Source organism: Arthrobacter sp. ISL-30 (assembly GCF_018613855.1).
Lineage (GTDB): Bacteria > Actinomycetota > Actinomycetes > Actinomycetales > Micrococcaceae > Arthrobacter.
Genome location: NZ_JAGGPK010000026.1, coordinates 1 through 17,110, shown reverse-complemented (window position 1 = coordinate 17,110; position 17,110 = coordinate 1). Strand labels below are relative to the sequence as shown.

Sequence of the window (17,110 nt, the reverse complement as noted above, 5' to 3'; positions counted from 1 at the left end):
AGGTATCGTAGCCCCTGGCTTAGGCGGACGCTGCCCAGCCGCAGCCCCACGGCTGCAGCCCACGCTGCGCATAAACCCGGTTGGCGATGTCGATTTGCTGAGCCTTGGTGGCCAGTGAGGCGTTAGGCGCGTAGCTTCCACCGCCGGATCCCAGCCAGGTTCGGATATCGAACTGCAGGCCGCCGTAATAGCCGTTCCCGGTGTTGGCCGACCAGTTACCGCTGGACTCGCACTGGGCGATCTTGTCCCACATGGCCTCGTTCATCATGGCGGGCGCTGCGGCGCCGGTGTTGGTGGCAGCTGCCTTCGCCTTGGTGCCGACGGTGACCTTTTCCGTCACAGGTTGGGCAACTACCGTTTCGGAAGCAAGGGTTCGGGAGGCCTCACGGCCGTCCACCAGCACTAGCTTGAAGGTCTTGTCCACCTTGCCCAGGACGCCGGCCTGTGTGACCTTCTGCTCGCCCTTGTACAGCTCGGCGCTTTCGCTGGTCACGGTTTCGAAAGGAATGACTTCGGTCACGGCGGCTGTCTTGCCGGTGTCAACGCGGGACACCTTGATAACCATGTTGTTCACAACGGGTGCGGTGCCGGGCTGGGAGACGCGGTCGTTCTCTCCCAATGCGACGCCTGCCTCGCGCAGCACTTCGGCCACATCGGCTGAGGTAGTGGTCCTGGCCGTGCTCTTGCCGTCGGCCACGAGGCTTACGGTCTTCGGCGTCGAAATCTCCACGAAGGAGCCGCTTACCTCAAGCTGCGAGTCCTTGGGTGCCGAGACGGCGGAGCTGCTGGCGACGCCAAGCTCCGTTATGAGCGCTCCGACATCGGATGCCGTGGTGTTCACGGTCTTTTGTGCACCGTCAAGCTTGACGGTCACGGCCTTGGCCAGGTTCACATTGATAACGGTTCCGTTATCAACCCGCGCGTCCAGGGCAGGAGATACGCGGTCCGCGTCCTTCAACTCCACCTTGGCGGCCTTGACTACCTCGCCAACAGTTCCGCCGAAGGTCTGGACGGAGCTCACTTCGCCATCCACGTTCAAGGTGATGGTCTTGTTGTTGCCAACGAAGGCAACAAGGCCCAGCACCAGTGCAGAAAGCACCAGAAGCTGCGCGCCGACCTTGAGGTAGCTGAGCTTTCCGTCCGTTGTGAAGAACTTGACCACGTCTGCCCGTAACTGTTGGACCGTCCGGGCACGGGGAAAAACGCACAGGGGTATCCCGTCTGCAGAACCGTCAATGGTGCATTCCGGCCAATGCCGGAACGGCTGCAGCGGGCATGTGCGCCGCCAGGCCCCGAATAAGAAACATCGGAACTGTTATCCGAAGGCCTTCCCCGACCCCGGCTAATAGTCCCCCACTGTAACCGAAGCGTTATAAAGCAACCAAGAAATGTTACATACCCGGTATTGTCACGTGGAGATGCTCAGTCCCAGCCTCCATAGGCGTCCACAGTGTTTTCCGTGAGCCGCGAGCAGAATTCGGACAATTCGGAATCCGTCACTTCCGCCATGGCGCGAACGGTGTACGGCACCATGTAACTGGCGTTGGGACGACCCCGGTGTGGATGCGGCGTGAGGAACGGCGAGTCCGTTTCGACGAGGATCCGCCGCGGTTCAGCGATGGCCAGTGCCGAGCGCAGGTTCGCCGCGTTCTTGAAGGTCAGGGTGCCGGCAAAGGACATGTACCACCCGTTGTCGTTGCAGGTCCGAGCGAGTTGTTCGTCGCCTGAAAAACAGTGGAAGACCACACGGTCCGGCGCTCCCTCCTCATGCAGCACCTGCACGATATCGTCATGGGCGTCGCGATCATGGATCTGCAGCGTGAGGCCCAACCGCTTGGCGATGTCAATGTGGCGTCGGAAGGACTCCCGCTGATGTGAGAGGCCTTCGCCATGGGTGCGGTAGAAATCCAATCCGGTCTCGCCGATGGCCCGAACGCGGGGGTGGCCGGCAAGTTCTTCGATCTCCGCGAGCGCCGCTTCCAATTCGCCTCGCTCCGCGTAGCGCGGAGCGTCGTTCGGATGAATCGCCACCGCGCCAAGGAGGCGGTGATCTGCTTCCACGGCGGCCACTGTGAACCTTGAGGATTCAAGGTCGCATCCCACCTGCACGGCTGCCCTTACCCCGACGGCCGCGGCCGCATCCATGGCATCGCCAATAGAAACTTCCAGGAGTCCGGCCCTGAAATCCAAGTGGGTGTGGTTGTCAATCACCGGGACGGGCAGGGGCTCCGGCGCCGGAGGATAAGACCTCCGGGAGTCGGCGTCGTCCGGCCCCCGATAGGGATGGGGCGTCGAGGAATTGCACATCCCTCCACCCTAGCGCTGACTAAATAACGGAACTCTCTGTCTGCGGGGGCAGTTGTGTTAGTAGTCTGTAACGAAAAGATGGGGATCCCTGGACGCGAGGAAGCGGCCATCGTTGAACCCCGTCCACGGCTGAAAGGTTGCCGATGGATGCCAAGCGACATAGCGCTGTTGACGAGCCCCTGGTCCAGCGTCAGGGCTTCCCCGCCGTGCCCGCGGCCGGAAACCAGCTCAACGGCCATAAACCACGGATGATGGAGACGGAAGATTTCCGGGATGCCAGCGAGCGCATCCTTAGGGCCATCAACACTGTCATTGACGGCAAGTCCGAAGCGGCCAAGCTTGCCCTCACCGTCCTGCTGGCCCAAGGCCACCTGCTGGTCGAGGACGTTCCCGGCGTTGGAAAGACCCTCCTGGCGAAGACGCTCGCCCGCACGATCGATTGTTCTGTGAGCCGTATCCAGTTCACTCCGGACCTCCTGCCTTCCGACGTCACAGGCGTCTCGATCTATAACCAGTCTTCGCGGCTGTTCGAATTCCGCCCGGGAGCCGTGTTCGCCAACATCGTGATCGGCGACGAAATCAACCGGGCATCGGCCAAGACCCAGTCGGCGCTGCTGGAGTGCATGGAGGAGCACCAGGTCACGGTGGATGGGCAGTCTTACCGGCTGGACGAGCCTTTCATGGTGGTCGCAACGCAGAATCCCATCGAAATGGAGGGAACCTATCCCCTCCCTGAGGCCCAACGGGACCGTTTCATGGCCCGGATCTCGATGGGCTACCCGGACAAGGAATCCGAGATCGAAATGCTGGAGACCCATCAGGCGGTCTCACCGCTGGCAAGAGTGGTTTCCGTCGTGACGGCGGACGATGTCGCGGCGATGATCGCCACCGTCCAGCAGGTGTACGTGTCACCGTCCATCAAGGAATATACGGTGGCCATCGGGCGAGCCTCCCGGGACAGCGCGAGGCTTAGGCTCGGTGCCAGTCCCCGCTCGCTGCTCCAACTGCTCAGGGCAGCCAAGGCGACGGCGGCCCTGGACGGGCGGGATTTCGTCCTGCCCGATGATGTCATCGCCGTGGCCGAACCTGTCCTTGCCCACCGGATCATCCTGGACCGAAAAGCTGCCAGTTCAGGTGACACTCCGCAGAGCGTGATCCGGGGAATCATCTCCGGCATCCCCGTCAGCCAGGATGTTGTGGCGGGTGGCAGGCAGCGCGACCAGTTGCGGCGTAGCGGCTAGGAGTCTTTCGAGATGGCACTGTTGGACCTGCTTCCCAAGCATGTGTTCACAAGCCGCGGCTGGGGCCTCCTGGCCAGCGGCGGGGTGTCGCTGCTGGCCGCGCAGATCATGGGCCGCCGCGACCTCTTGACCTTGGCTGTCCTCCTCCTCGCCCTTCCCCTGGTCTCCCTTGCGGGAACACGCCTCCTGAAACCGCGCTTCCAGGTCTATCGGGAGTTCAATCCGGCCTCGGTGGAGACCTCTTCGACGACGATGGTCCGGCTGGCCGTGGCACGAACCGGTGTCGGTTCCGGCCTGGTGGTCATGGAGGAGCAACTGCCGCCACGATTCGGGCAATCGCCGGCCTTCCGCTTTCCCGCCCGCTCGGCCTCAAGCGGCACAAGTCGCTATGAGTACCATTTGCGTTCCACCAAGCGGGGACAATTCAGGATTGGGCCTGTCACAGCCGAGTTCAGTGATCCCTTCGGACTCTCGCTGCACCGCCATGCCATCGACGACGGCGATATCCTCACCGTGACGCCGGCCGCCGTCGAACTTCCGGCCACCGGGCTGGCAGGCGCGCGCGGTAACGACGGGGTGACAGCCACCAGGATTCGCGCCAATCCTAGCGACGACGACGTCATGACGCGCGAATACCGGCACGGTGACCCCATGCGCCGGGTGCACTGGCCTGCGACGGCGAGGCACGGACTGCTCATGGTGCGTCAGGAGGAATCTGTGACAACGCCCGAGGCCACGATCATCCTGGACCAGCGCTTTTCCGCGTTCGCTTCCGGAATGGCATCAGCGTCAGCCTCGGCTTCCCATGACGACGGATTCCGGCTGTCGACGTCGAACAATTTCGAGTGGGCAGTCACCGCGGCGATCTCGATCAGCGCCCACCTGGCCGAGCACAACTACTCCCTTCGCCTGCTTGACTCCGCGGGCGACCCGGCTTTTTGCCGCTCCCCCTCAGCTCCAGATCCGGAGGCCGAGGAATTCAGCGGTGCGGCCGGCCTTCAATCCATCGCAGAAGGGCTCGCGGCCATCCAGCTCACGGCCCCGCATCACGCACGCCACAGCGAACCCCGCCAAAACGAGCCCCGCCAAAACGAGTATGGTACCGAGGCGGCCGGGCATCATGGCGCGGACCCCATCCCCTTTGATGACCACCTGATGGACAAACTCGCTGCCCACCGGCTCAGGGGACCCCTCCTGGCGCTCCTTGGCAACATCAGCCCGGCTGAGGCGAAGGCCCTGGCCCCGGCCGCCGCCTACGGGGCGAACGCTTTCGCCATAGCGGTGACAGATCACCTGCACAACAGCGAGGAAGCCGTCGAGGCGCTGCGCCTGGGTGGATGGCGGGCGGTGACGGTGACAGCACGGACTCCGCTGGCCGCAGCATGGTCCGCCTTTGACCAGGGCCAGATCCTGATAGCGGCAGCCTCCGCCATGGACGTCCGACGCGGAGCGGCGGTGCCCCGATGACCGCCACGTCCCATCAGCGGGCTCTTTCGGGCGACACCGCCCGGCTGCAGCCTGTTCGCGGCCAGGTTCCGCCAGGGCGACGGGAACGGGGTGCGGGGGCCTATCCCTGGGCGATGTCCGGAGCCATTGCCCTTGCAGTCATCGGAGCCTCCCTGTCCCTCAATGGCGTCCTCCGGGGATGGGCATGGCTTCTTCCTGTCATCACGGTCGTCATGACGGTGGCCCTGACGCTGGCGCTCCTGCGCGCCCTCCGTGCCCAGCCGCTGCTGGTGACGCTCGGCGGCCTTGTTTCGCTGGTACTAATCCTGGTGTTCACGTTCTTCCGGCAGCAAAGTTTCGCCGGCTTCCTTCCGACCGCTGACACGATGAGCCAGTTGCGCCGGCTCATCCGCCGCGCCGGGGACACCGTGGTATCCGAAAGCGCCCCCGTAGCGCCCAATATCGGCATCGTCCTGGTCACCTGCGCCTGCCTTGGCCTCGTGGTGGTGCTCATGGACGCGCTGGCCGTCCCTTTGGGTATGCCTGTAACCAGCGGAATCGGCCTGCTCGCCATCCTGGTGGTACCTGCGACCATCAAGCCCCTGAGCGTTGGACTGCTTGGTTTCCTCGCCACCGCCGCAGGCTACCTCCTGATCCTCGCCTTCAGCCAGTGGTATGCGCCCGATTCGCGCGTGCAGTCCGGGGCCACGGGAAACTCCGGACATCTCAGGCGAACGGCGGTTACGGGCATCATCGCGCTGGCGACGGCCCTGGTCCTCCCCCTCGCGATCCCGGGCTTCGACCATGGAACGTTCCCGCAGGGATCCAGGCTCAACCCCTGGGGATCCTCCAACGGCTTGAACCCGATGATCACGCTGGGCAACAGCCTCCGCAACCCCAGCGGAGAAGGACGGATCACCTACGCCACCAGTTCTTCCCGTCCCGTGTACCTGCGCTCCGTCACCATTGACCGTTTCGAGGGCGAAACGTGGGCGCCGGATGACCGAAGCTTCGCCCGCCTGGTCGGCCCTGACAACATCACGACTCCTTATGAGGTGCAGGGAGAGGTGATTCGGGAGCTCACATCCATTGACACGGGCCAGTTCACGAGCCCCTATCTCCCTACACCCTTTGCTCCTGAAGCTGTCACGGGATTGAGCGGACGCTGGACCTGGGACCCCTCCACGTTGACCATCCAGGCGGAAAACACCACCTCAAGGAACCAGCAGTACATTGTTTTCTCCTCCATACCGCGCCTGACGGTTCAATCTCTGGCGCGGGCGACGGAGCAGCCCAGGGACATTCCCGCCGAATTCAGCCAGATCCCCAACAACCTGCCTGACTCGATCCGGCAGACGGCCAACAACGTGGCCGGAAGCGGCAGCCCCTTTGCGAAGGCCCTCGCCATTCAGCGCTACCTTCGCTCTGCCGAGTTCACGTACTCCCTGCAGGCCCCGATCCAGAATGGCTACGACGGCAACGGGATATCTGTCCTGGCCGATTTCCTTGACCGGAAGAGCGGCTACTGCGTCCACTTCTCGTCCGCCATGGCAGTCATGGCCCGGCTCCAGGGCATTCCCAGCCGGATTGCGATCGGTTACGCCCCGGGCAGGCTTACCGGGGACACTATGGCGCTTGCCGGCCAGGGCTCGTTCCCCGAATTCGAAGTCGACGCCCGCGATGCCCACGCGTGGCCCGAGCTCTATTTCGAAGGCCTTGGCTGGGTGGCGTTCGAGCCAACGCCGTCACGGGGCGTGGTTCCGGACTATGCTTCCGAGGCTTCAACGCCAAGTGGCATTAGCTCGAACATCCAGGAGGACGATCTGCTCGCTGTTCCCGACCCGGCGCCGTCTGCTGCCCCGCCCGTTCCTGTTCCCGCCGGCGGGCAGGCCGCCCAGGGCGCCAGCAACGGAATCCTTGGCGTGCTGTACGGTTCCGCCGTCGTCCTGTTCGTTGCTCTGCTGCTCGCATCGCCGAGGCTGGTTCGCGCCGGCATCCGCGCCCGGCGCCTCGCACCCGGCGTTTCCAGCCGGACCCCCGGACGTTCCGCCAAGGGGGCGGCCCTGGCGTGGGCGGAGTTGAAGGACCTTGCCAAGGACTACGGGTTCAGGACGACGCCCAGTGAAACTCCGCGGCTCTTCTCCACTCGGCTCCGCCATTCCAAGGCGATTGGTGAACCCGGGGGGCTCGACGACGACGGCCATGAGGCAGTGATCGCCCTCACCGGGGACTTCGAGCGGCAGGAATTTGGTCGCCCTGGCGATGCCGGCACCGCTCCCACAGCGGAGAGGATAGCGGCGGTACGCTCGTCCTTGAAGGGCAACGCGAGGCTGTTGGTGCGCCTCAGGGCGGACTGGCTGCCGCCGTCGGTCATGTCGCGCTGGGGAAGCCTGGTCTCCTGGCCTTTCCGCATGGTGGGGCGCGGAGCGGTTTCCATAGGACGGGCATTGTCCCGGACCTGGCGTCGCGTGATCAGGAGTGTTCACTGGCGGTCCTGGCAGCAATAAAGGCGGGCGCTTACGGCAATGAAGGCGGGCGGCTCATGCCGCCCGCCTTCATTGCTGGTTACGGTTATCGCCGCGAGGCCACCTCGCTGCGATGTAGCTAGCCCGCGTACGGATCGGCGATGCCGATGTACTGGGTGTAGAGGTATTCCTCGATGCCTTCGAGGCCACCTTCGCGTCCGAGGCCGGACTGCTTGACGCCGCCGAACGGCGCAGCCGCGTTGGAGACGACGCCGGCGTTCAGGCCGAGCATGCCTGTCTCGAGCTTCTCTCCCATGCGGATGCCGCGGTTCAGGTCCTTGGTGAAGACGTACGCCACCAGGCCGTACTCTGTGTTGTTCGCCAGGCGTACGGCCTCGTCCTCGGAGTCGAAGGTGATGATCGGCGCGACGGGGCCGAAGATCTCCTCGGACAGGATCCGCGTGCCCTCGGTGACGCCCTTGAGGATGGTGGGCTGGTAGAAGTAGCCAGGCCCGTCCACCGGTGCCCCACCCACAACGGCGGTGGCGCCGGAGGATACGGCGTCGGCGACGAGTTCGTGGACCTTATCCCGGCTCTTGGCGTCGATCAGCGGACCCACCTTGGACTGCTCCTCGGTACCGCGGGCCGTGGTCATCTCCGCCATCTTCGCTGCGAACTTCTCCGCGAACTCATCAGCGACGGACTCGTGCACGATGAACCGGTTGGCTGCGGTGCAGGCCTCGCCCATGTTGCGCAGCTTCGCCAGCATGGCACCGTTCACTGCGGCATCGACGTCGGCATCTTCGAACACAACGAACGGGGCGTTCCCGCCAAGCTCCATCGAGGTGCGCAGGACCGTTTCGGAGGCGTCCGACAGCAGACGGCGGCCGACCTCCGTGGACCCGGTGAAGGAGAGCTTGCGCAGGCGGGAGTCCTTGATCAGCGGCCCAGTGGTGGCCCCCGCGCTCGTGGTCGCAATAACGTTCAGGACGCCGGCCGGCAGGCCCGCTTCCTGCATCACGGCTGCGAACAGCAGGGACGTTAGCGGGGTGAGGTTGGCCGGCTTGAGGATCATGGTGCAGCCAGCAGCAACTGCGGGGGCGATCTTGCGGGTGGCCATTGCCAGCGGGAAGTTCCACGGCGTGATCAGGAGGCTGGGTCCCACCGGCTTCTTCTGCACCAGCAGCCGGGACTTACCGTCTGGAGAGACTGAGTACCGGCCGAAGGCACGTACGGCCTCCTCCGAGAACCAACGCAGGAACTCCGCGCCATAGGTGACCTCGCCGCGCGCTTCGGCCAGGGGCTTGCCCATCTCCAGTGTCATCAGCAGCGCGAAGTCCTCTGCCCGCTCCGTGACCAGTTCAAAGGCCCGACGCAGGATCTCCCCGCGCTCCCGGGCCGGAACTTTGGCCCACGAATCCTGTGCGGCAGCTGCCGCATCCAGGGCCGCAACCCCGTCCTCGGCCGAGGCATCGGCAATACTCAACAGGACCTTGCCAGTGGCCGGATCCTCAACATCAAAAGTCTTACCCGAAGCGGAAGGCCGCCACTGCCCGTCGATCAGCAGACCGGTAGGGACAGAGGCCAGCAATTCGCTTTCGCGTTCGGCGGTTACAGTCACAGTGACTCCTTCGTCAGTAGGTGTCCTTGGAGGGAAACAGCAGGCAAGTGCTTGCTGGATTTACTGCCACCGTACTGCCCGGATCTTCCCAGTGTCTACGCATCGACGCACTACTGCCCGGGGTATTAGCTGTGCACCTGCACAACGCATTTCAGCGCGCGGCAAGCACTGCGGAATACAGCTCGCGCTTGCTCACCCGGGCCTCCTCGGCCACCGCCGCAACGGCTTCCTTGAGCCGGATTCCCTGTGACACGAGCTCGTTGACCGCGGCCACATTGTCTTCCGGACGACCGGGCTCCTTCGCGGGAGCCCCCGCAACGACGACGGCGATCTCGCCCCGGACCTCGTTGCCCTCCGCCCATTGCAGCAGCTCCTGCAACGAGCCTCGCAGGACTTCCTCGTACGTCTTGGTCAGCTCGCGGCAGACGGCGGCCCGGCGTGCCGGGCCGAAGCGCTCGTGCAGGGCGCGCAGCATTGGTTCGAGCCGGTGCGGTGCCTCAAAGAAGACCATCGTTCGGCGTTCGTCGTGCAGCTCCGCGAGCCTGGCACTACGTTCCCCGGCCTTACGCGGCAGGAACCCTTCAAACGTGAACCGGTCCGTGGGAAGGCCGGACAGCGCCAGCGCGGTCAGGACGGCCGACGGGCCAGGCACTGCAGTCACCGTCAGCCCGGCCTCGACCGCCCCCTCCACCAGCCTGAACCCCGGATCGGACACCGCAGGCATTCCGGCATCGCTAACCATGAGAATGGTTTTTCCGGAACGGACCAGCTCAAGGAGCTCAACGGTCTTGGTAGCTTCGTTGTGCTCGTGGTAGCTGATGACGCGGCCGGAGACAGTGACGCCCAGTGCCTGGACCAGCCGGTGCAGGCGGCGGGTGTCTTCCGCGGCGATGATGTCCGCCGTCGACAGGAGCTCAACCAGCCGTGAGGACGCGTCGCCGACGTTTCCGATTGGCGTAGCAGCAAGGATAATTCGCCCTTGCCCCGTCGGTGTTCCAGCGATTTCAGGGCCGCCCGCCTCGCCCGTCCCGGTATCGATGGCGTGCTCGTCGTAGGGGTGCCCGTTATCGGACTGCTGATCATCCACCCGTTAAGCCTAATGCCGGGTGAATAAGCCTAATGCTGCCAGACCCATGCTGCAGAGCGGCTTCAGAGCCAAACGGTAGCATGGGCTGGTGACCCGGTCTTTCCTCAGTCCCGACAAAACCGCGACCGCCGTGGCTCCGGCGGAACCCGAGGTTGCCGCCGTCACCGCCACAAAGGCTCGAAGCCTCGAAGGCCACGACTGGATCCAGGCGCCCTCCACGGCCTTCACCGCCGAGTCCCTCCGCAGCCGGCTTCTCGGCGGAATCCACAGCTGGCGCGACTATTCGCCGTCGCTCCGCATCTGGTTCTGGCTGATTCCCGTCCTCACGGCAACGATCGGCGGCGTCCTTCGCTTCGTGCGGCTGGACACTCCGCGCAGCCTCGTGTTCGACGAAACATATTACGTCAAGGACGCCTACTCGTACCTGGTGAGCGGCTACGAGCGGAGCTGGCCGGAGAAGGCTAACGAATCCTTCAACGCGGGCAATCCCACGGTCCTGCTGGACAGCCCCGAATACGTCGTCCATCCTCCGGTGGGCAAATGGATGATTGCTTTCGGGATGTGGCTTTTCGGCCCGGACAACCCCTTCGGCTGGAGGTTCGGTGCCGCGCTGGCTGGCACGCTCTCCATCTTCCTGCTCGCCCTCTTTGCCCAGAAGCTCTTCCGGTCCCATATCCTCGGCGCCCTCGCCGGGCTTTTGCTGGCAGTGGACGGGCACCACCTGGTGATGTCCCGGACGTCCCTGCTGGACATCTTCCTCATGTTTTGGCTGCTGGCAGCGTTCGGCGCCCTACTCCTGGACCGCGACGACGGACGGCGGCGCCTCGCGCTCCGGCTGGCAACGATCGCCGGTGCTTCACCGGACGGCCGTCCCCCTGCCGGCAGCTTGGTATCCGGTCCCTGGCTGGGCGTCCGGTGGTGGCGGATCGCAGCCGGGGTATGCATGGGACTCGCGATCGGCACCAAGTGGTCCGGCTTGTTCTTCCTCGCAGCCTTCGGCCTGATGACCGTATTGTGGGACCTCAGCGCGCGCCGGATAGCGGGAATCCGCTCCTGGCGCACTGCCGGGATCATCAAGGATGGAATTCCCGCGTTCCTGAGCGTGGTGCCAGTCGCGGTGCTGGTCTATGGCGCAAGCTGGACCGGGTGGTTCCTGTCCAAGGATGCCTACTATCGCCAGTGGGCAGCGAGCAATCCCTCCGGCATGTGGGACTGGCTGCCGGACTCCGTCAGGTCCCTCGCCCACTATCACCTTGAGGCCTACAAGTTCCACCAGGGCCTCACTTCGGACCACCCCTACGAGGCCAGTGCCTGGAGCTGGCTGGTACTGGGCCGTCCGACGTCGTTCTTCTATGAATCTCCCAAGCAGGGATCGCCCGGCTGCGAGCTGAGCAACTGCACCACAGCCATCCTGTCCGTTGGCAACCCGCTGATTTGGTGGGGCGCGACGGCGGCCCTCGCGGTCCTGCTGTTCTGGTGGGTCGGGCGCCGCGACTGGCGGGCCGGCGCCATCCTCTCAGGCATCGCTGCAGGCTACCTGCCGTGGTTCCTGTTCCCGGATCGCACCATGTTCTATTTCTATGCCATCGCCTTCGAACCGTTCCTCATCCTGGCCCTGGTCTACGGCCTTGGCCTGGTCCTTGGGAAACGGACGGACCCGCCGTGGAGGCGGCGCTCGGGCCTCTATGTCGTGGCGGTGTTCACGATGGCAGTGATTCTGGCATCCGCCTTCTTCTACCCCATCTGGACCGCCGAAGTCATTAGCTACCAGGACTGGCGGATCAGGATGTGGATGCCCTCCTGGATTTGATGAAAGGACTGTAAATTTCGTGAGGGAAGCAAGCACAGAGCTCCTGGTCGACGCCGACAACAACAGCAACGTGACAGAGCTACTGATGGAACGATGCGCCAAGGATCCCCATCATGTGCTCTACGCCCGCCGGACCGTCAACGGCTGGAGCAATGTCAGCACGTACCGCTTTGTTGCCGAAGTGACGGCCCTGGCAAAGGGACTGATCGCGGGCGGACTTTCCCCGGGGGACGCCGTGGCCGTCTTGTCGCCGACGAGCTACGAATGGACTTTGGTTGACTTCGCCATCTGGTTTGCCGGCGGGGTCACGGTCCCTGTCTATGAGACGTCGTCCGCCAGCCAGATCGAATGGATCCTGCTCGACTCCGGGGCGCGCAGGGTCTTCGTCGAGGGCTCCGACAAGGAACGGCTCGTCCGGGACGTCCTTGCCCACTCGCAAGTGCTGGGGAAAGGTCCCATGCCCGTCGTCCGCATGGACAATCACGGCGCCGCGCCGAACCTGGCAAGCCTGGCCGCCGCAGGACGCGGAATCTCCGACGCCGAACTTGAACGCCAGCGCACCAGTGCAGGCCTGGCCGAGGTCGCCTCGATCGTCTACACGTCCGGAACAACCGGCAAGCCCAAGGGCTGCGAAATCACGCACGGAAATTTCGTCCTGATCGCCAGGAACGTCATTCCGTTCCTGCCAGAGCTGCTGCTGCAGCCAGGGGCACGGACCCTGATGTTCCTCCCGCTCGCCCATGTGCTGGCCCGGGCCGTACAGGTAGTGTGCCTGACTGCTGGAGCCACGGTTGGGCACACTGCCGGTGCCGACGGCCTGCTGGCAGACCTCCGCACCTTCAAGCCAACCTTCCTCCTGGCGGTGCCCCGGATTTTCGAGAAGGTCTATGCCGGGGCAGCCCACAAGGCCTTGTTGGCCGGAAAAACCCGCCTGTTCGCGGCCGCGGCCGGAGCCGCCATCGAATATTCCAAGGCCAGCGACCGTGCCCGGCGCGGGGAAGGACACGGCCCGGGATGGCTGGCCGCCGCCCGGCACGCCGTCTTCGGGAAGCTGGTGTACCCCCGGCTCCACGCCGTCTTCGGCGGCGTCCTGGGCTTCGCGGTCTCCGGAGCAAGCCGCCTGGGCCCCCGTGAAGCGCACTTCTTCGCCGGGGCCGGCATACCCGTCCTGGAAGGCTACGGCCTGACGGAAACGACAGCTCCGTGCACGGTCAACACGCCGGCCATGACACGGGTGGGCAGCGTGGGAATTCCCCTGCCCGGAACCACCATCCGCGTGGCCGACGACGGTGAAGTCCTGGTCAAGGGCATAGGTGTCTTCAAGGGCTATCACGCGAATGAGGCGGCGACGGCGGAAGCGTTCACCGACGGATTCTTCCGCACCGGCGACCTCGGCGAACTTGATGAGCATGGCTTCCTCACCATCACGGGCCGCAAGAAGGACATCCTGGTCACGGCCGGGGGCAAGAACGTTGCGCCGGCCCCGCTCGAAGAGGCGGTGCGGGAGCACCCCCTGGTGGCGAACGTCGTCGTAGTCGGAGAAGACAGGCCTTTCGTGGCCGCCCTCGTCGACCTGGACCCGGAAGGACTCGAGCTGTGGTGCGCCGAGCGCGGAGTTCCGATGCTCACGCCCACTGACGCGAAGGACCATCCCGCCGTCAGGGAGGCTGTGCAGTCAGCCGTGGATCAGGCCAACCGGCACGTCTCCGCGGCGGAATCGATCCGGAGCTTCGCGCTGCTCGACGCAGGCTTCAGCGTCGAGTCGGGACACCTTACCCCGTCGCTCAAGGTCAAGCGCGCGGCGGTCGTCGAGTCGTTCGCGGAGGAAATCGAAAAGCTCTACGCCGTTTCCCCCGCTGCCTGACGGGTGGCACCGTCTTTGCCGGCAGCTTCGTCAGGCAGGATTCCCCGACGACGGCGGGTAGGCCAGGTCAGGACGAGAGTCACCACGGCGGCGATCAGGACAAGGGCCGCGATGGCGATGCCGGCGTCGACCCAGAATTGGCCCGGGAACAGGCGGATCAGGGTATCTTCCAGGGCGAACGTCCAGGTGCCACTGGCAAAGAAGATCCGGTGAAACTCAGTGAAGAACTGCTGCCAGCCAAGGAGTGCGAGGGTGGCCAGGGCGACGATGATCACTAGCGTCACGATCGAGCCGGCAAACAGGCCGCGGCGGACGCCTCCGCGGCTCCGCTTCCGCAGGTACAGGATCGCGACAAGTCCCAGCAGGAGCAGCAAGGCCCCGGCGCCAAAGGACGAGAGGATGACCAGCTTCACGTCAGCCATGTGCGCGACCTCCCCGTCCTTGAACAGCGGATCGCCGTTGCGATTCATGAGGTCGCCAAGGTAACGCGGACCGGCCCAGTTGCTCAGGTAATCCACTGCATAGGAGCCGTAGGTCATCCGGTCATCGGTGCTGAAGCCGTAGCCGTCGCCCGGGAAGCCCGGACGGTTGTATTCCACCCACAGGAACAGTGGGCTGGTTACCGCGCGCACGGCCAGCACGAGGAGCACGACGGGAAAGAACACCGCCAGGAGGACCTGGAAGACCCTCGGAAGCACGGGTTTCGCCCTGAGGGCGGAGTCGCGTTCGGCCTGCCTGCGTTGCACTTCGGCGTCCGGCGGACGAACGTGGAGGGCGGAAGTAGGCAGCGGCTCGAAGTAGGAGCCGCCATTTGCAGCGCCCGTGGCCTCGGCCGCCTTGCGGTCTGCACGGGTTTCCGGCTGGGAAGGATAGGCCTCAGTGGCCGGCGCGGTCCGCGGGGCGGGAGAAGCTTCTTTTGCCTTGGTGTTCGCCGGAGAGGCGTTCGCCGGAGAGGTGTTCGACGGCTCTGGGTCGCTGCCCGTCGGGCGGCTTCCCTTTCTTGAGGGCGTCATCCATTCGAAGGCCGGCTCATCTCCATCGGCGTGGAGATCCTGTTCCGGGTCCTTCGGTCTTGGGTTTCTCTCACTCACTTCGGCTTCACTTCCGTCGGCGTCGTGCGCGGCCTGTCATCGGTCAACCGGCGCAATGTCTCTGTTTCGAGCCTACCGTCCGGGGTCCGGCGGATTCGAGGAGCCACCCCGCCCGTGGCCACATTGCAACCGATCCGTAAGCTGCGTTACGCGGCGATTTCGCCGTAGCCGGCATCGTTGGCATCCAGGTCGCCGCGCTCCCCGGACCTGTAGGCCTTGCCGCCCAAGGCCAGCGTGTAGACCCAGTACGCCGCCAGCACGGCTGCGCCGATGGCGAGTTTTGCCCAGACAGGCAAGGGAGACGGAGTGACGAAGGCCTCCACCAGTCCGGAAACAAACAGGACCAGCACCAGGCCCAGCGCGACTGTAATGAGGGACCGGCCCTCATCGGCGACGGCGCGGCTGCGGCGACGCGGGCCCGGGGACACCATGGCCCAGAAGATCCGCAGCCCTGCCGCCGAGGCGATAAATACGGCTGTCAGCTCCATGAGGCCGTGGGGAAGGATGTAGCTGAAGAAGACATCCAGCTTGTCCGTCGCGGTGAAAATGCCGGCAGCAATCCCCACTCCCTGGGCGTTCATCAACAGCACCATGGGTACCCAGAATCCGGTGATCCCCAGGGCCACCGCCTGCGCCGCAATCCACGCGTTGTTGGTCCACACCGCTCCGGCGAATGATGCTGCGGGATTTTCCGAGTAGTAATCGATGAAGTCTTCCTCAACGTAGCGGCGGATCGTGGCGTCGCTGGCCAGCGCCCGGAGGGCGTCGGGTGAGGTTCCGATCCACAGCGCGTACGCCGTCGCCACAAGGCAGAAGGCGAGTCCGCACCACAATGTCATCCAACGCAGGCGGTAGAACGCTGCCGGCAGCGAGGCGGCAAAGAAGCGCGCCACGTCCTCCATGAAGTTGGACCGTGCGCCGGTGAATCGCGTCCGCGCCTGGGCGAGGGTTGCGGACAAGGTGGCTGAGAGGTAGCCCTCGGGGGCCACGGAGCGTAGCAAGGACAGATGGGAGGACGCCGCCTGGTACAGGCGCAGCAGCTCGTCCGTCTCTGCGCCGTCGAGCCTGCCCTTGTGCGCCAGTTCGTGCAGCCGTGCCCACTTGTCCCCGTTGACCGCGGAGAACGCATCGATATCCACGGCACTACCCTAGCCCCTGCCGGTCGCCAACTCCCGGGGTTAGACTTCAGGCGGCGGCAGGAGCAGCCAACCGACACGCGGAGCGCGCAGAACCAGCCCGGAAGAAGCCCAGGAGAGGGAGGTCGCTTGAGTTCGATCATCACCGGCGAGGCCGTGGTCCTCGAGCTTCGACCAGCGTCGTTCGGCTCCCGTGCACTGGGCCTCATCCTGGATGTCCTCACGAGTGTGGCAGTCCTGATCGGCTTGCTGATCCTGATTGACTCGGCATCCGGCAGCCTCGACGAGGCGGCGCTCAGGGCGCTGGTACTGGTCAGCGTCGTGTTCTCGTTCGTGGTCCTGCCCGTTGCGGTAGAGACCCTGAGCCGCGGCCGTTCTTTGGGCAAGCTGGCTACGGGCCTGCGCATTGTGAGGGACGACGGCGGTTCCATCCGCTTCCGTCATGCCGTGATCCGAGGCCTGATCGGCTTCGTTGAGATCTATTTGACGTTTGGCGGCCTCGCCATCGCCGTCGCGCTTTTCAATGACAAGTGCAAGCGACTAGGGGACATCGCCGCAGGAACCTACTCATTGCGGCAACGTGTGCCGTCCCGGCCCCTGGTGCTGGCGGTTGTTCCGCCATACCTGCAACCCTGGGTCTCACTGGCAGATTTCGGCCGTATTCCGGACGGGGTGGCAAGGCGTGCGACGCAGTTCATCCAGCAGTCCAGCCGAATGGCACCGGTGTCCCGTGCCGGCATGGCAGCGACCCTTGCCTCCGAACTTTCCGCCTACGTGGCTCCTCCGCCCCCGCCCGGGACAACGCCTGAGGATTACCTGTGGGCGGTACTGGGAGAGCGGCGGCGTCGTGATTTCGAGCGGCTCAAGCAGGCCGAGGCGCGCAATGCCCGCCTCGGCGAAAGACTCAACCGGCTGCCGTTTTCCTAATCTCACCCAACTGGCTGGCAGTAGTTGTCGCTATGGGCGGGCGGAGTCAAGTAGTCGGGGCAACGCTGGGGTTTAGGCTGCCAGCAGCAGTTCGTTGAGCCGGTTGGCTGGGGTT

Annotated in this window: 12 protein-coding genes; 6 read left to right on the top strand and 6 right to left on the bottom strand. The window is 64.8% G+C overall.

From position 1 onward, the window contains the following. Window positions 1–19: 19 nt before the first annotated feature. Together J7E82_RS11015 and J7E82_RS11010 are read right to left on the bottom strand one after the other, a co-directional pair. Window positions 20–1,162, bottom strand: coding sequence for a resuscitation-promoting factor (locus tag J7E82_RS11015; protein ID WP_214862653.1), 1,143 nt, complete (start codon window positions 1,160–1,162; stop codon window positions 20–22). A gap of 260 nt (window positions 1,163–1,422) precedes the next feature. Next, entirely contained in the window at window positions 1,423–2,307 is an 885-nt protein-coding gene (locus J7E82_RS11010; protein ID WP_214862652.1) for a TatD family hydrolase, read from the bottom strand. 143 nt (window positions 2,308–2,450) lie between these two features. Between J7E82_RS11010 and J7E82_RS11005 the strand changes: the two genes are divergently transcribed. From J7E82_RS11005 to J7E82_RS10995, 3 genes are read left to right on the top strand one after another with little or no spacing between them, the layout of a single operon-like run. Beyond that, entirely contained in the window at window positions 2,451–3,548 is a 1,098-nt protein-coding gene (locus tag J7E82_RS11005; RefSeq protein ID WP_214862651.1) for a MoxR family ATPase, read from the top strand. 12 nt (window positions 3,549–3,560) lie between these two features. Further along, a complete protein-coding gene (locus J7E82_RS11000) occupies window positions 3,561–5,015 on the top strand; it encodes a DUF58 domain-containing protein (protein ID WP_214862650.1) in 1,455 nt (484 codons plus the stop codon). Further along, a complete protein-coding gene (locus tag J7E82_RS10995) occupies window positions 5,012–7,501 on the top strand; it encodes a DUF3488 and transglutaminase-like domain-containing protein (RefSeq protein ID WP_214862649.1) in 2,490 nt (829 codons plus the stop codon). The genes J7E82_RS11000 and J7E82_RS10995 overlap by 4 nt, the downstream gene beginning before the upstream one ends. 97 nt (window positions 7,502–7,598) lie before the next feature. Here J7E82_RS10995 and J7E82_RS10990 read toward each other — a convergent pair whose 3' ends face one another. Further along, window positions 7,599–9,080 carry an NAD-dependent succinate-semialdehyde dehydrogenase gene (locus J7E82_RS10990; protein WP_214862648.1) on the bottom strand — a complete coding sequence of 494 codons (1,482 nt, stop codon included), beginning with the start codon at window positions 9,078–9,080 and terminating at the stop codon, window positions 7,599–7,601. Window positions 9,081–9,231: 151 nt separating this feature from the next. Further along, window positions 9,232–10,119: a 16S rRNA (cytidine(1402)-2'-O)-methyltransferase gene (rsmI, locus tag J7E82_RS10985; protein ID WP_308113767.1), complete on the bottom strand. Its 888-nt coding sequence runs from the start codon at window positions 10,117–10,119 to the stop codon at window positions 9,232–9,234. A gap of 178 nt (window positions 10,120–10,297) precedes the next feature. Between rsmI and J7E82_RS10980 the strand changes: the two genes are divergently transcribed. Next, the gene (locus tag J7E82_RS10980; protein WP_308113766.1) at window positions 10,298–11,977 is read left to right on the top strand and encodes a phospholipid carrier-dependent glycosyltransferase; all 1,680 of its coding nucleotides are present in this window, start codon (window positions 10,298–10,300) and stop codon (window positions 11,975–11,977) included. Window positions 11,978–11,996: 19 nt separating this feature from the next. Beyond that, on the top strand, window positions 11,997–13,841 hold the full coding sequence (locus J7E82_RS10975) for a long-chain fatty acid--CoA ligase (RefSeq protein ID WP_214862646.1): 1,845 nt from the start codon (window positions 11,997–11,999) through the stop codon (window positions 13,839–13,841). Here the strand turns inward: J7E82_RS10975 and J7E82_RS10970 are convergent. Both J7E82_RS10970 and J7E82_RS10965 read right to left on the bottom strand, forming a co-directional pair. After that, the gene (locus J7E82_RS10970) at window positions 13,817–14,932 is read right to left on the bottom strand and encodes a TIGR01906 family membrane protein (RefSeq protein WP_308113761.1); all 1,116 of its coding nucleotides are present in this window, start codon (window positions 14,930–14,932) and stop codon (window positions 13,817–13,819) included. The two genes, J7E82_RS10975 and J7E82_RS10970, sit on opposite strands and share 25 nt — an antisense overlap. Window positions 14,933–15,078: 146 nt before the next feature. Then, a complete protein-coding gene (locus tag J7E82_RS10965; RefSeq protein WP_214862645.1) occupies window positions 15,079–16,071 on the bottom strand; it encodes a stage II sporulation protein M in 993 nt (330 codons plus the stop codon). 126 nt (window positions 16,072–16,197) lie between these two features. On the opposite strand from J7E82_RS10965, the gene J7E82_RS10960 reads away from it, so the two are divergent. Beyond that, window positions 16,198–16,995, top strand: a complete 798-nt coding sequence (locus tag J7E82_RS10960) for an RDD family protein (protein ID WP_214862644.1) — start codon at window positions 16,198–16,200, stop codon at window positions 16,993–16,995. Window positions 16,996–17,110: the final 115 nt, after the last annotated feature.